This is a genomic window from Microbacterium flavescens, assembly GCF_018588945.1.
Classification (GTDB): Bacteria; Actinomycetota; Actinomycetes; order Actinomycetales; family Microbacteriaceae; genus Microbacterium; species Microbacterium flavescens.
In genome coordinates this window covers 1-13,064 of sequence record NZ_JAFIWA010000007.1, presented here as the reverse complement: position 1 = coordinate 13,064, position 13,064 = coordinate 1, and the positions used below count along the sequence as shown (strand labels likewise).

Annotated in this window: 15 protein-coding genes; 10 read left to right on the top strand and 5 right to left on the bottom strand. The window is 71.0% G+C overall.

The window, feature by feature from the left end:
* Positions 1-4: 4 nt before the first annotated feature.
* Genes JX005_RS13645 through JX005_RS13635 form a run of 3 tightly spaced genes read left to right on the top strand, consistent with a single transcriptional unit; the run spans position 5 to position 2,889 of the window.
* A complete protein-coding gene (locus tag JX005_RS13645) occupies positions 5-772 on the top strand; it encodes a lysophospholipid acyltransferase family protein (RefSeq protein WP_214468102.1) in 768 nt (255 codons plus the stop codon).
* Positions 762-1,898: an NAD(P)H-dependent glycerol-3-phosphate dehydrogenase gene (locus tag JX005_RS13640; protein ID WP_214468101.1), complete on the top strand. Its 1,137-nt coding sequence runs from the start codon at positions 762-764 to the stop codon at positions 1,896-1,898. The genes JX005_RS13645 and JX005_RS13640 overlap by 11 nt, the downstream gene beginning before the upstream one ends.
* Positions 1,798-2,889 carry a D-alanine--D-alanine ligase family protein gene (locus JX005_RS13635; RefSeq protein ID WP_372447346.1) on the top strand — a complete coding sequence of 364 codons (1,092 nt, stop codon included), beginning with the start codon at positions 1,798-1,800 and terminating at the stop codon, positions 2,887-2,889. Before JX005_RS13640 ends, JX005_RS13635 begins: the two co-directional genes overlap by 101 nt.
* 10 nt (positions 2,890-2,899) lie before the next feature.
* On the opposite strand, the gene JX005_RS13630 is transcribed toward JX005_RS13635, so the two are convergent.
* Complete coding sequence (locus tag JX005_RS13630) at positions 2,900-3,376, bottom strand: DUF3515 family protein (RefSeq protein WP_214468099.1); 477 nt, start codon at positions 3,374-3,376, stop codon at positions 2,900-2,902.
* Between the two features lie 22 nt (positions 3,377-3,398).
* On the opposite strand from JX005_RS13630, the gene thiL reads away from it, so the two are divergent.
* Positions 3,399-4,388 (top strand): thiamine-phosphate kinase, encoded by a 990-nt coding sequence (gene thiL / locus JX005_RS13625; protein ID WP_214468098.1) that lies wholly within the window; start codon positions 3,399-3,401, stop codon positions 4,386-4,388.
* Positions 4,389-4,390: 2 nt separating this feature from the next.
* Here the strand turns inward: thiL and rsmD are convergent, their stop codons facing one another.
* Together rsmD and JX005_RS13615 are read right to left on the bottom strand one after the other, a co-directional pair.
* A complete protein-coding gene (rsmD, locus tag JX005_RS13620) occupies positions 4,391-4,966 on the bottom strand; it encodes a 16S rRNA (guanine(966)-N(2))-methyltransferase RsmD (protein ID WP_214468097.1) in 576 nt (191 codons plus the stop codon).
* Between the two features lie 22 nt (positions 4,967-4,988).
* Positions 4,989-5,573, bottom strand: coding sequence for a 1-acyl-sn-glycerol-3-phosphate acyltransferase (locus JX005_RS13615; protein ID WP_214468096.1), 585 nt, complete (start codon positions 5,571-5,573; stop codon positions 4,989-4,991).
* 85 nt (positions 5,574-5,658) lie between these two features.
* Between JX005_RS13615 and JX005_RS13610 the strand changes: the two genes are divergently transcribed.
* The 6 genes from JX005_RS13610 (at position 5,659) to mutM (ending at position 10,788) form a co-directional block, all read left to right on the top strand.
* Positions 5,659-7,818 carry an ATP-dependent DNA helicase RecG gene (locus JX005_RS13610; protein ID WP_214468095.1) on the top strand — a complete coding sequence of 720 codons (2,160 nt, stop codon included), beginning with the start codon at positions 5,659-5,661 and terminating at the stop codon, positions 7,816-7,818.
* 13 nt (positions 7,819-7,831) lie between these two features.
* The gene (gene coaD, locus JX005_RS13605) at positions 7,832-8,329 is read left to right on the top strand and encodes a pantetheine-phosphate adenylyltransferase (protein ID WP_214468094.1); all 498 of its coding nucleotides are present in this window, start codon (positions 7,832-7,834) and stop codon (positions 8,327-8,329) included.
* A gap of 61 nt (positions 8,330-8,390) precedes the next feature.
* Entirely contained in the window at positions 8,391-8,945 is a 555-nt protein-coding gene (locus JX005_RS13600) for a YceD family protein (RefSeq protein ID WP_307858603.1), read from the top strand.
* Positions 8,946-8,947: 2 nt separating this feature from the next.
* On the top strand, positions 8,948-9,157 hold the full coding sequence (gene rpmF / locus JX005_RS13595) for a 50S ribosomal protein L32 (RefSeq protein WP_055965500.1): 210 nt from the start codon (positions 8,948-8,950) through the stop codon (positions 9,155-9,157).
* 16 nt (positions 9,158-9,173) lie between these two features.
* A complete protein-coding gene (gene rnc, locus JX005_RS13590; protein WP_214468093.1) occupies positions 9,174-9,875 on the top strand; it encodes a ribonuclease III in 702 nt (233 codons plus the stop codon).
* Entirely contained in the window at positions 9,868-10,788 is a 921-nt protein-coding gene (gene mutM, locus JX005_RS13585) for a bifunctional DNA-formamidopyrimidine glycosylase/DNA-(apurinic or apyrimidinic site) lyase (protein WP_214468092.1), read from the top strand. Before rnc ends, mutM begins: the two co-directional genes overlap by 8 nt.
* A 33-nt stretch (positions 10,789-10,821) precedes the next feature.
* Here the strand turns inward: mutM and JX005_RS13580 are convergent, their stop codons facing one another.
* Together JX005_RS13580 and JX005_RS13575 are read right to left on the bottom strand one after the other, a co-directional pair.
* Positions 10,822-11,922, bottom strand: coding sequence for a GNAT family N-acetyltransferase (locus JX005_RS13580; protein WP_214468091.1), 1,101 nt, complete (start codon positions 11,920-11,922; stop codon positions 10,822-10,824).
* Positions 11,919-12,998: a GNAT family N-acetyltransferase gene (locus JX005_RS13575; RefSeq protein WP_214468090.1), complete on the bottom strand. Its 1,080-nt coding sequence runs from the start codon at positions 12,996-12,998 to the stop codon at positions 11,919-11,921. Before JX005_RS13575 ends, JX005_RS13580 begins: the two co-directional genes overlap by 4 nt.
* Positions 12,999-13,064 lie beyond the last annotated feature (66 nt).

Below are 13,064 nucleotides of genomic sequence, written 5' to 3'. Positions count from 1 at the left end.
CGCGATGGCACCCTCGTCACCGATGCCGCCGGCGTCTCGGGAGAAGACGCGCCCGAGCGCCTTCTGGCCGCTCGCAGCGATCGCGGCCCCGCTCATCGCGCTGCTGTTCAAGCTCGAGATCCACGGCGCCGAGAAGCTCCCGCGCGAAGGCGCGTACGTCCTCGCGCCGAACCACTACTCGGAGGCCGATCCGCTGGCCGTGGCGCTGGCCGTCTGGAAGGCCGGGCGCGCCCCTCGCTTCATGGCGAAGGAGAGCCTCTTCCGTGTTCCGGTGCTCGGATGGATCCTGCGCAGCACCGGCATGGTCCCGGTCGCGCGCTCGTCGTCCGCGGCATCCGCTCGGCAGACGCTCGAGACCTCCGAGACGCTGGTCCGGCTCGGGCGCGGTGTGATCGTGTACCCGGAGGGGACCCTCACCCGTGAGCCCGGCCTGTGGCCGATGCGCGGGAAGACGGGGGCCGTGCGGCTCGCGCTGGCCGACGACATCCCCGTGATCCCGATGGCTCACTGGGGCGTCCAGCAGGTCATGCCGCGATACGGCAAGCTGAAGCTGTGGCCCCTCCGGCGCCGTGTGCGCGTGCTCATCGGCGATCCGGTCGACCTGTCCGCATTTCAGGTCGCGGGGCAGCCGGTGAACCTGGCGGCCGCGACCGACCGGGTGATGGCCGCCGTCGCCGACCTCCTCGCGCAGCTGCGCGGCGAGCCCGCCCCCGCGGCGCGCTGGAATCCCGCGGATCACGGGCAGAAGGAGACGGGTCGCCTTGAGCCGTAGACAGGATGCCTCCCGCCCGCGCGTCGCGGTGATCGGAGCCGGCAGCTGGGGCACGACGTTCGGCAAGATCCTCGCCGACGGCGGCGCGAACGTCACCATGTGGGCGCGGCGCCCGGAGCTCGCGAGCGAGATCCAGGAGGCCAAGCGCAACAGCGAGTACCTGCCGGGCATCAACCTGCCGCGCTCCATGTCGGCCACCCACCACCTCTCCGAGGCGCTCGACGGCGCCGAGCAGGTGTACCTCTCGATTCCGAGCCAGGCGGTCCGCCAGAACCTCAAGGCGGTGCGCCCCCTCGTGTCGCGCAGCGAGGTGCCGATCGTGTCGCTCATGAAGGGCGTCGAGCGCCGGACCGGGCTGCGCATGAGCCAGGTGATCGAGCAGGAGCTCCACTGCGACCCCGCCCGCATCGCCGTGGCGTCCGGACCGAACCTGGCGCTCGAGATCGCCCGGGAGCAGCCGACGGCGGCGGTCATCTCGTCGACGAGTCAGGAGACGGCCGACGCCGTCGCCCGCCGAGCGCGCAACGGCTACTTCCGCACGTTCGTGAACACCGATGTCATCGGAACCGAGTTCGGCGGCGTCCTGAAGAACCTCATCGCGGTCGCGATCGGCATCGTCGACGGCGTCGGCTACGGCGAGAACACGAAGGCGTCGATCATCACGCGCGGTCTCGTCGAGATGACCGACTTCGCGGTCGCTTTCGGCGCGCATCCCGAGACGCTGCAGGGCCTCGCCGGTCTCGGCGACCTCATCGCGACGTGCCAGTCTCCCCTCAGCCGCAACAACACCGCCGGCCGCCTCCTCGGCCAGGGCTACCGCTTCGACGACGTCGTCAAGCAGATGAATCAGACGGCCGAGGGACTCGCCTCCGTGGCGCCCATCCTCCAGCTCGCCCGAGAGGTCGGCGTCGAGATGCCGATCGTCGAGCAGGTCAAGATGGTCCTCGACGGAACCATGAACCCGCGCGACATCGCGCCGCATCTGACGACAGACGACGACACCCCCCAGGGCGAGAGGACGCAGAATGGACATGCCGGCGGTGGCGGTGCTCTTTGGCGGTCGATCCAGCGAGCACTCGATCAGTTCCGCAACGGCGGGCGGGGTGCTGCGGGCGATCGACCGTGACCGCTACCGGGTGATCCCGGTCGGCATCACCCGCGACGGCGTGTTCGTGCTCGAGGACGACGACCCCACCAAGTTCGGGCTCGACGCCGAGCGGCTGCCGGAGGTTGTCGACAACGGCACGCGCGTGCTGTGGCCCGAGGGCGGCGGCGACCGCATGCTGCGGGTGCGGCGAGCCGACGGCTCGATCGACGAGGTCGGCGCGATCGACGTCGTCCTGCCGATCCTGCACGGACTCCACGGGGAGGACGGCACGGTGCAGGGCTTCTTCGACACGCTCGGCATCCCGTACGCCGGCGGCGGCGTCCTCGACTCGGCGCTGTGCATGGACAAGCACTTCATGAAGATCGTCCTCGCCGCGGCGGGCGTGCCGGTGTCGCCATCGATCACGGTCACGCGCCGGCGCTGGGAGCTCGACCCCGAGGGTGTGCGAGCGGATGCCGCGGCCCTGGGCGAACCGACCTTCGTCAAGCCTGCGCGCGCGGGCTCGAGCGTCGGGGTCTCGAAGGTGCACGACCCTTCCGAGCTCGAGGTAGCGCTCGAGCTGGCGTTCGCCGAGGACGACAAGGTGCTCATCGAGACGGCGATCGTCGGGCGCGAGGTGGAGGTCGCGATCCTCGAGGGCCGTGGCGGAGCACCCGCCCGGGCATCGCTTCCCGGAGAGATCGTCCTGACGACCCGCGAGTTCTACGACTTCGAGGGCAAGTACCTGGGCGGTGACGGTGCCGAGGTCGTGTGCCCGGCCGATCTCACCGCCGACGAGATCACGGCCATCCAGGAGCTCGGCGTACGGGCGTTCGAGGCGGTGGGCGGACAGGGACTCGCCCGCGTCGACTTCTTCCTGACCGCCGACGGGCTCTACGTCAACGAGCTGAACACGATGCCGGGATTCACGCCCATCTCGATGTTCCCCAAGTGCTGGATCGCGTCGGGCGTCACCTACCCCGAGCTGATCTCGGAGCTCATCGACACCGCGCTCGAGCGCGCGGCCTAGCCGGCTGCGGCTACTCGCCGGCGTCGCCGCGGGCGACGCACGTCGACCCGTCCGCGGGGAGACGCGACACGACGAGCGACAGCGCGTCGAGCACCTCGGCGCTGGCGACGACGTCGTTGTCGAGGTAGACCTCGACCGCGGGGACGCGGCCGAACGACGTGACACGGTACTGCGGGGCGTCGGCCTCGTCGATGACCCAGTCGACGCCGTTGATCGTCTGGCAGGGGAGCGTCGTGGGTCCGAGCGGCTCGAGACCGCACGTGAAGAGGACGGCGGCGGGGTCGCCCCAGGCCGCCGTGGCCTGCGCGTCGGTCCAGCGGCGCTCCTGTCCGGCGAGGGTGCCGCGCAGCGCGACCGAGACGTCGGCGCATGCAGGGTCGTTCGATCCGTCGGCGGGCTGCATCGACACGTTCGCGGCGCAGCCGGCGAGGGCGACCGCGGCGGCCAGGACGAGCACGGAGGCGAGGGATCGGCGCGCTCGGGTCACCTCTCCAGGCTACCTTGGGAGGATGACTGCCTCCGATCCGCGCGTGGGCGACGTGAGCGAGGGCACGATCCTCCGCGGCATCCTGGCGCGGCTCCCGAAGTCGGGTGCGCTGGTCGGTCCGGGAGACGACGCCGCCCTGATCGCAGCCCCCGACGCCCGTGTGGTCGCGACCGTCGACACCCTGGTGCACGGACCCGACTTCCGCCTGGCCTGGTCGGGCGCGTTCGACCTCGGCTGGAAGGCGGCGGCGGTGAACCTCGCCGACGTCGCGGCGATGGGCGCGCGGCCGACCGCGCTGCTGGTCGCCCTCGCCATGCCGGAAGACACCCGGCTGTCCTTCGTCGAGGGTCTCGCAGACGGGCTCCGCGCGGCGTGCGATGCCCTCGCGCCCGGGTGCGCCGTCGAGGGCGGCGACCTGACGGTGTCCGACACGCTGACCATCGCCGTGACGGCGCTCGGCTCGCTGGACGGACGCGCCCCCGTGCTGCGGTCGGGCGCGCGTGCGGGTGACGTCGTGGCGGTCGCCGGCACACTCGGCCGGGCCGCGCGAGGGCTCGGCATCCTGTTCGAGCGATTCACGGATGCCTCGGGCTCACCGATCCCCATCGATTTCGGTCGCCTCGCCGACCAGGAGCGCGCCGACCTCGAGGTCCAGCTGCGCCCCAGCCCGCCGGTGGCGCTCGGGGCGATCGCGGCGGCCGCCGGCGCGACGGCGATGATGGACGTGTCGGACGGCCTCGTCCTCGACGCATCCCGGATGGCTGCGGCATCCGGTGTCTGCCTCGCGATCGAGTCGGCGGCGCTCGGAGCCGACCCCGGCGCGGCACTCTCCGGGGGCGAGGACCACGGCCTGCTCGCGACGTTCCCGCCGGATGCGCCCCTGCCGGAGGGGTTCCGCGTGATCGGAGAGGTGCGTGCGAGCGGCGCGGAAGCCGTGACCGTCGACGGCCGCCCGCACGACGGCCGGACCGGGTGGGACCCGTACCGCGACTGGGACGCCGGGCGGGGCTGAGGTCAGTCGGCCGACGGTTCCGCCGGGCGGGACCACCACAGCGCCGTGTCGCCGTAGCGCTTCATGCGATCGGCGATGAGCCCTGCGGGGAGCGTGGGCTCGGGGGATCGCTTCGCGCGCTCGACGACCACGACCGCGTGCGGTGAGAGCAGGGGAACGAGAAGCTCCAGCGCGTGCGTCAGCTCGTGCTCGGCGAGGTCATAGGGCGGATCGATGAACACGAGGTCGAACGGGCCGCGCGCCGTCTGCAGGTACGCGATCGCCGACGACCGGTGGACGTTCATCGCGGCATCCCGCCCCACCGACTTGGCGACGCGCGCGACGTTGCGCTGGACCACTGTCGCTGCGCGCGGCGACTTCTCCACGAGGTCGGCGCTCGCGGCCCCCCGGCTGATCGCCTCCAGCGCGAGCGCACCTGAACCGGCATAGAGGTCGAGCACCGCCGCGCCGCGAAGCGCATCGGCCGACTCGAGCGCTCCGAAGAGGGACTCGCGCACGCGGTCGCTGGTCGGGCGGGTGCCGGCGTCGGGGACCTCGAGGGTGAGGGAGCCGGCTCTGCCGGCGATGATGCGCGTCACACGCCCACGATAGCCGCGCAGGTCAGGCGTCGGCGGGCGGGGCGTCCTCTTCGCGGAGGCGCGGCTCGGTGCGACGCTCGGGGCGCAGACCGGACTTGTCCGCGTAGAACGCGCGGATCACGTCCATGTCGGCGCGGACGTCGCCGGTGAGGTCGATCGTCGGCCCGAGCCCGGTGGTCATGGTCGTGCGGTCGACGTAGCCGAGCGTGACCCCGAGGCCAGCCTCGCGTGCGATGCGGTAGAAGCCCGATTTCCAGTAGTCGCCGGCTCCTCGTGTGCCCTCGGGGGTGACCACGAGGCCGAAGGTCTCGCCGCCGCGGATGCGGGCGACGACGTCGCCGACGACGCGGGACGGGTCGGACCGGTCGACCGGGATGCCGCCCAGCCGGCGCATCACAGGACCCCGCCAGCCGCCGAAGAGACTCGACTTGCCCAGCCACCGGACGTGGATTCCGAGCCGCCACGCGATGGCGAGCATCAGCACGAAGTCCCAGTTCGACGTGTGCGGAACGCCGAGGAGCACCGTGGGGCGGTCGGGGGCGGGCTGCGATGAGAGCGTCCAACGGCTGCAGGCCCAGTAGGCGCGGGAAAGGAGTCGTCGGAGCATCCCGCCACCGTATGCCACGGGGCTGAGGTTGCGCCGACAGGCGACCGCAGCCGCGCGCGTCGCCGGTCGAATCTAGACTCGTCGCATGCCGTCGTTCTCCCTCGAGTCCCGCCTCGACGGCGCCGTCGGGGGAAAGACCGCGTCGGCGCTCGAGCGCGCCTTCGGCATGCGCACGGTCGGCGACCTGCTCTCGCACTACCCGCGGCGCTACGCCAAGCGGGGCGAGCTGACCCCCATCTCGTCGCTGCCGGTGGGCGAGCCGGTGACGATCGTGGCCGAGGTGCGACGCGCGAACGAGCGCCGGATGCAGAACCGCAAGGGCTCGATCCTCGAGGTCGTCATCAGCGACGGCCGCGGCGACCTCTCCCTGACCTTCTTCAACCAGTCGTGGCGCGTCAAGGATCTGCAGCCCGGTCGACGCGGCATCTTCGCCGGCAAAGTGGGGGAGTACCGCGGCACCCAGCAGCTGGCGCACCCCGACTACGAGCTGTTCGACGACGAGGCGACGGCGCGGCTCACCGCCGAGGCGAACGCGAACCTGCCGATCCCCATCTATCCGGCGACGAGCACGATCGCCAGCTGGCAGCTGACGAAGATCATCGCCCTCGTGCTCGATGGTCTCGGACCCGTGCCCGACCCGCTTCCCGACGACCTTCGTGCGCGGCGTGGCCTGCTCGGCGCCCGCGAGGCCGTCGAGCGCATCCACCGTCCCGACTTCGAGGACCAGATCGAACCTGCGCGCAGCACGCTGCGCATGCACGAGGCCTTCGTGCTGCAGGCGGCGCTTCTCCAGCAGCGGGCGTTCGTCCGGGCCCTGTCTGCCACCCGCCGCGCGCCGGGCGCGCTGCTCGAGCGCTTCGACGAGGCGCTGCCCTTTCCCCGCACGCCCGACCAGATCGGCGTCGGCGAGCAGATCGAGCGCGATCTGCAGGGCGACTGGCCGATGAACCGGCTGGTGCAGGGCGAAGTGGGCTCGGGCAAGACGCTCGTCGCCCTGCGCGCGATGCTGCAGGTCGCCCAGAGCGGCGGTCAGTCGGCGCTCATCGCGCCCACCGAGGTGCTCGCGGGGCAGCACCTGCGGTCGATCGCCCGCATGCTCGGGCCGCAGCTCGCCCCCGAGCTCATGCCGACGCTCCTGACCGGCCAGATGCCGGCCGCCGAACGTCGCAAGGCCGCGCTGCGGGTCGCCTCAGGGCAGGCGCGCATCGTTGTCGGCACCCACGCGCTGCTGAGCGAGACGACCACGTTCGCCGACCTCGGTCTCGTCGTGGTCGACGAGCAGCATCGCTTCGGCGTCGAGCAGCGCGAGTCCCTCCGCGCCAAAGGCTCGTCGCCGCATGCGCTCGTGCTCACCGCGACCCCGATCCCCAGGACGGTGGCGATGACGGTGTTCGGTGACCTCGATGTGTCGACCATCCGCACCATGCCGGCGGGGCGCGCCGGCATCCAGACCTTCGTGGCGCCGCTCGCCGAGAAGCCCGCGTGGTTCGGGCGCGTGTGGGACCGGATCGCCGAGGAGGTCGCGCAAGGACGCCAGGCGTTCGTCGTCTGCGCGGCGATCGACGCCGAGAAGCTCACCAAGGACGACACCGCCGATGAACCGGTGCCCGACGACGCCGGCGGTGCCCGCACCCGGTGGGGCGTCGTGCAGGTCGCGGACCTGCTGTCGCGGCATCCGGCATTCTCCGCCATTCGCGTCGAGATGCTCCACGGCAAGATGCCGTCCGAAGATAAGGACGCGGTCATGCAGGCGTTCGCCCGCGGCGAGGTGGACGTGCTCGTCGCGACGACCGTCGTCGAGGTCGGGGTCGACGTGCCGAACGCGTCCACCATGGCGATCCTCGAGGCCGACCGCTTCGGGGTGTCGCAGCTGCATCAGCTGCGCGGCCGTGTCGGCCGCGGAGGCGTGCCGGGGCTGTGTCTGCTGGTGACCGAGGCGGGCGCCGGATCGCCTGCGCGTGAGCGCGTCGACGCGGTCGCGGCGACGCTCGACGGATTCGAGCTCGCGGAGGTCGACCTCGAGCTGCGCGGCGAGGGCGATGTGCTCGGCGACGCGCAGTCCGGCGCGCGCTCGTCGCTGCGACTGCTGCGCGTCGTGAAGGATGCCGACATCATCGCCGAGGCCAGAGTCGCCGCCGAGGCGGTGCTCGCGGACGACCCCGCGCTCACCCGTCACCCCGGCCTGGCTGCCGCGCTCGAGCGCCGCGTGGGCATGGAGGAGCGAGCGGCCCTCGCGAAGAATTGAATAGGCTGGCCCCATGAACAGCCGGATCGCCGTCGTCCCCGGGTCTTTCGACCCGCCGACCCTCGGTCACCTCGACGTCATCCGACGCGCCGCCTCCCTCTACGACCAGCTCCACGTGCTCGTCGTGCACAATCCCGGCAAGGAGGCGATGCTGCCGATCGCGCAGCGCCTGGCTTTGCTCGAGCAGTCCATCGCCGAGAGCGACATCGACGGCGACGTCGTCGTCGCATCGTGGAGCATGGGACTCCTGGTCGACTATGCGACGGATGTCGATGCCGGGGTCCTGGTGAAGGGCATCCGGTCCCAGGTCGACGTCGCGTACGAGACGCCGATGGCGATCGTGAACCGGCACCTCGCGCACGTCGAGACGGTCTTCCTGCTGCCCGATCCGGCACACGCTCTCGTGTCGAGCTCGCTCGTGCGGCAGGTGGCCTCGCTCGGAGGGGATGTGTCGCCGTTCGTCCCGCCGGCCGTGGCCCGCTTCCTCGACACCGGCGCGCGCGACGTCTGATCGCTCCCGGCCCTCGCCCAGGACCACCCCGCTACGATGGTTGATCGTGGCCAGACAGCATGTGACGGGTCCGTTCGTGATCCGCGTGAGAGACATCGTCCGCCGTCCCGGCGAGATGCGGGAGCACGACTTCGAGGTCCCCGCGCCCGAGAAGTGGGGCGAGGGTCTGGTCTCGGTCGACGCCGGCGTGCCGCTCGACCTCGAGGTCCGGCTGGAGTCCGTGCACGAGGGCATCCTCGTCTCGGGAAGCGCCGCGACGGAGTACGCGGGGGTGTGCGGACGCTGCCTCACCGACATCGCCGAGCCGCTCGAAGTCGAGTTTCAGGAGCTTTTCGCGTATCCTGGTGAGGAAGCAACTGACTTCGAGGTTCAAGACGACCACGTGGATCTTGAAACTCTGGTCAGGGATGCGATCGTCCTGTCGCTTCCGTTTCAGCCGGTGTGTCAGCCGGATTGCCCCGGCCTCGATCCGGCCACGGGTGAGCGACTGACCGACAGCACCGGCGCAGAGCAGCGCGAGCCCCTCGATCCTCGCTGGGCCGCGCTCCAGGACTACACCACAGACCACGACGAAGAAGCACCGCGCCTCCGCGTCGAGAACACAGAAGAGAGCTAGCCATGGCAGGTAACCCCCCGAAGCGGAAGGTCTCCCGCTCGAACACCCGCTCGCGTCGCGCCCAGTGGAAGGCGGCGCCCATCACGCTGACCACCACGGTCGAGAACGGCAAGACGGTCTACAGCCGCCCGCACCAGGCGAAGGTCGTCACCGACTCGCAGGGCACCGAGCTGTTCCTCGAGTACAAGGGCCGCAAGGTCGCCGACGTCTGATCGCCACCACGGCGACATGACCGACGTCATGGATGAGCGCCTCGCGCTCACCGAGCTCATGCAGAAGCTCGGGGTCGATATCGACCCCGAGCTTCTGTCGCTCGCGCTCACCCACCGGTCATGGGCCTACGAGAACGGCCAGGTCCCGCACAACGAGCGCCTCGAGTTCCTCGGCGACTCCGTGCTTGGCCAAGCCGTGACGGTGCGCCTGTTCACCGGGCACCCCGAGCTCGAAGAAGGCGCCCTCGCCAAGCGCCGTGCCAGTGTGGTCTCGACTGTGGCCCTCGCCGAGATCGCCCGCACCATCGGCCTCGGAGCCCACGTCAAGCTCGGTCGCGGGGAAGACATGACCGGCGGCCGCGACAAGGACTCGATCCTCGCCGACACGACCGAGGCGATCATCGGCGCGACGTACCTCTCCGCGGGTGCAGACGCGGCCACGGCGCTCGTCCTCCGCCTCGTCGAACCGCTCCTGAGCGACCCCGATCGGTACGGCGCCGCGATGGATCCGAAGACGAGCCTGCAGGAGCTCGCGGCGCGCAGCGGCGTGCAGCCTCCCGCGTATTCGGTGTCGTCGACCGGACCCGATCACGACCGCCAGTTCATGGCGACCGTGGTGGTCGGCGACGTCTCCGCCGAGGGCGTCGGCACCAGCAAGAAGCAGGCCGAGATGTCCGCGGCGCTGCGCGCCTGGCAGGAGCTCAGCGGGCGTGCCTGAACTGCCCGAGGTCGAGGTCGTCCGCGCCGGCCTCGCGCCCGCGGTCACCGGCGCCACCGTGCTCGGCGTGTCGGTTCTCGATGAGCGCGCGCTGACGCGGCACGCCGGAAGCGCCGCCGAGTTCGAGTCGGCCCTGACGGGGCGCACCATCCGGTCGGCGGCTCGCCGCGGCAAGTTCCTCTGGCTGCCGCTGGAGGAGCGCGGCGGCGATCCCGCCGAGGCGGTGGTCGGTCACCTCGGCATGAGCGGCCAGCTTCTGCTGCGCCCGCCGGGGGCCGCACCCGAGCGGCACGAGCGCGTGCGCATCGATCTCGCCCACCCGACTCACGGTGAGATCTCCGTCGTCTTCGCCGATCAGCGCACCTTCGGATCGCTGGCCATCGACGAGCTCATCCCCACGCCCGACGCCGCGCCCGGCGGACTCGGCGCGGCCGAGGCATCCGTCCCCCGTCAGGTCGCGCACATCGCCCGCGACCCGCTCGATCCGGCGTTCTCCGACACCGGCTTCCGCCGGGCTCTCGCGCGGAAGGACTCGGCGATCAAGCGGGTCCTGCTGGACCAGACCGTCGTCAGCGGCGTCGGCAACATCTACGCCGATGAGTCGCTGTGGGCGGCTCGGATCCATCCCGAGACACGCGCCGGAGACCTCTCGACCCGCGCCGTGAACCGCCTCCTCGCGGAGGTGCGGCACGTGCTCGACAAAGCCCTGGCCGAGGGCGGCACGAGCTTCGACGCGCAGTACGTCAACGTCAACGGTCAGGCGGGCTACTTCGCCCACTCGCTCAACGCCTACGGACGCACGGGCGAGCCGTGCCCACGCTGCGGGCGCCCGATTGTGCGTGTCTCGTTCACCAATCGCTCGAGCCACTTCTGCCCGCATTGCCAGCGGATGCCGCGGCCCGGCGGCCGGTGAGGACGCGGCGCACCGCGCCCTCACCCACGGCCGTCACAGGGCGAGCGTCTTCTTCCAGGCTCCCGCGTAGGAGGCCGGGACGAAGCCGATCGCCTCGTTGATGTCGAGCATGTGCCGGTTCTCCTCGGCGTTGAACGTCGAGACCCGCGGCGACTCCGGGACGACGTCGCGCCAGCGCAGGAGGTTCGCGCACTTGACGACCGTGCCCAGGCGCCGACCTCGGTGCTCGGTGAGCACGAGGGTTCCGTACTGCTGCGTGGCACCGGAGCGGTCTTCCGAGATGACGAGCTCGTTGTACGCCGCGAGGGTGCCGGTCGGGATGTGCTGCACCGCGGCGACGGAGACGGTGAGCCCCTGCGCCCGCTGGCGGGCGTCGCGGCGCTCGACGCGCGCGGCGTCCCAGTGCTGCTCGTCCACGACCATCCCGCCGCTCGGCGCGTCGGTCGACATCCGCGACAGGACGTACGCGAACCCGTCCCGGAACTCGGGCGGCGTCGGAGCCGTCCAGCTCACCACACGGTAGTCGGCGCCCGCGACCTCCTGAGCCTCGGCGAGCATGCGTTCGACGAGCCCGAACTCGCCGGTCAGATCGAAGACGCTGTTGCGCTCCACCTGCTCGAGGCTGAACCCATGGGACAGCTGGAAGACCGTCTGGCGATCCTCAGCGGGGATGCTGCCCCAGCCCGTCGGCGGCTCCAGCGTCGGCCCGGGCGTGCCGGGGCGGTGCAGCGTCCACGTCTGGATCGTCGCCAGGCCGCGGTCGCGCGCCTCGCGCTCGACCTCGGCGAGCAGCAGCTCCTCGGCGCCCTGACCCCACATCGGCGGGTCGATCATGAGATCGAACTCGACGGTCTGAGCATCGGGCTCGTTCGAGATCATCAGCTTCACGACACCGAGGACCACGCCGTCGCGCTCGGCGGCGAAGGCCGGCTGCGTCCAGTCCGACTGGTCCTGCATGAAGCCGAGCATCTCCTCGGGCTCCTCGTGCAGGTAGTCGTGGCCGGCGTCGTGCAGGCACACCGCGTTGGCGATGCGAACCATCTCGAGGAAAGTGCCGGCGTCCGGAGCATCCAGGCCGGCCGGAACGACGACCGGCCGGACGGTGATGGCCGGAGCCTGTGCGATCCCGGTCATGACAGCACCTTCTTCCATGCGCCTTCGTACGCGATCGGGGCGAAGCCGATCGCCTCGTTGATGTCGAGCATGGGACGGTTCTCCTCTGCGTTGTACGTGATCACCCGCGGCGAGTCGGGTGCGATGTCGCGCCACGACAGCAGACCCGCGCACTTCACGAGGGTGCCCAGCTTGTGCCCGCGGTGCTCCTTGAGGACGAGGGTGTCCTCCTGGTGGCTGGCCTCCGTGCGGTCCTTGCCGACGACGAGCTCGTTGAACGCGCAGAGCTCGCCGGTGTCGATGTGCTGCGCCGCGGTCACCTGGATGGTGCGGCCAGAGTCGGTGTACTTCGAGTCGTGCTCGGCGATGCGCGCGGCATCCCACTTCTCCTCATCGAACTCCAGGCCGGCGGACGGCGCGTCGGTGACCATGCGGGACTTCATCCACGCGTAGCCGTCGACGAACTCGGGCGGGGTCGGCGCGAACCACTGCACGACGCGATACCCGGACGCCGCCGCCTGGGCCTCGGCCAGCAGCCGCTCGACGGTGTCGAACGGAGCCGTCAGGTCGAACGCGCTGTTGCGCTCGACCTGCTCGAGCGTGTACCCGTGCCGCTGGAAGAACCGGGCGGCGTGATCCTCGGGGATCTCGCCGAATCCGGTCGGCGGCGCGAGACGCGGACCGTCGGCGGCGGGATGCTCCGCCCAGGCCTGCAGCACGTTGCGGCCGTTCTCACGCGCCACGCGCTCGATCAGCTCGTAGGCGGCGGAGCCGATGCCGCGACCCCACGAGGCGCGGACCAGCTCGATGAGCCAGAACGCGACCTTCGAGTCGTTCTCGAGTGGAAGGTCGCACGCCGCGCGGCCGATGACCGCGCCGTCGTCGACGATCACCCACATCAGGCGCCGCTCGTACTCGTTCGGCTTGAAATGGGGGAGCAGTTCGTCGGCCGGGATGCTGTGGTCGCCATGACCGGAGATCTCGCTGTAGACGAGGTTGCGCACCCGCACCATCTCGAGGAAGTCGGCGGCGTCGGGTGCATCGATGGACTCCGGCACGATAAGCGGCCGGAATTCGATGTCGGTCAGTGTGTTCATGATGCGTCTTTCGGTGTGTGCGTGTGTGAAAGAGGGGGAGGGGGTCCGCCGCCCGTTGCGGGCGGC

Coding starts and splice junctions, on each gene's coding strand:
- JX005_RS13645 (WP_214468102.1), top strand. CDS start 5: ATGGCACCCTCGTCACCGATGCCGCCGGCGTCTCGGGAGAAGACGCGC.
- JX005_RS13635 (WP_372447346.1), top strand. CDS start 1,798: ATGGACATGCCGGCGGTGGCGGTGCTCTTTGGCGGTCGATCCAGCGAG.
- thiL (WP_214468098.1), top strand. CDS start 3,399: ATGACTGCCTCCGATCCGCGCGTGGGCGACGTGAGCGAGGGCACGATC.
- JX005_RS13615 (WP_214468096.1), bottom strand. CDS start 5,573: ATGCTCCGACGACTCCTTTCCCGCGCCTACTGGGCCTGCAGCCGTTGG.
- JX005_RS13610 (WP_214468095.1), top strand. CDS start 5,659: ATGCCGTCGTTCTCCCTCGAGTCCCGCCTCGACGGCGCCGTCGGGGGA.
- coaD (WP_214468094.1), top strand. CDS start 7,832: ATGAACAGCCGGATCGCCGTCGTCCCCGGGTCTTTCGACCCGCCGACC.
- rpmF (WP_055965500.1), top strand. CDS start 8,948: ATGGCAGGTAACCCCCCGAAGCGGAAGGTCTCCCGCTCGAACACCCGC.
- rnc (WP_214468093.1), top strand. CDS start 9,174: ATGACCGACGTCATGGATGAGCGCCTCGCGCTCACCGAGCTCATGCAG.
- JX005_RS13580 (WP_214468091.1), bottom strand. CDS start 11,922: ATGACCGGGATCGCACAGGCTCCGGCCATCACCGTCCGGCCGGTCGTC.
- JX005_RS13575 (WP_214468090.1), bottom strand. CDS start 12,998: ATGAACACACTGACCGACATCGAATTCCGGCCGCTTATCGTGCCGGAG.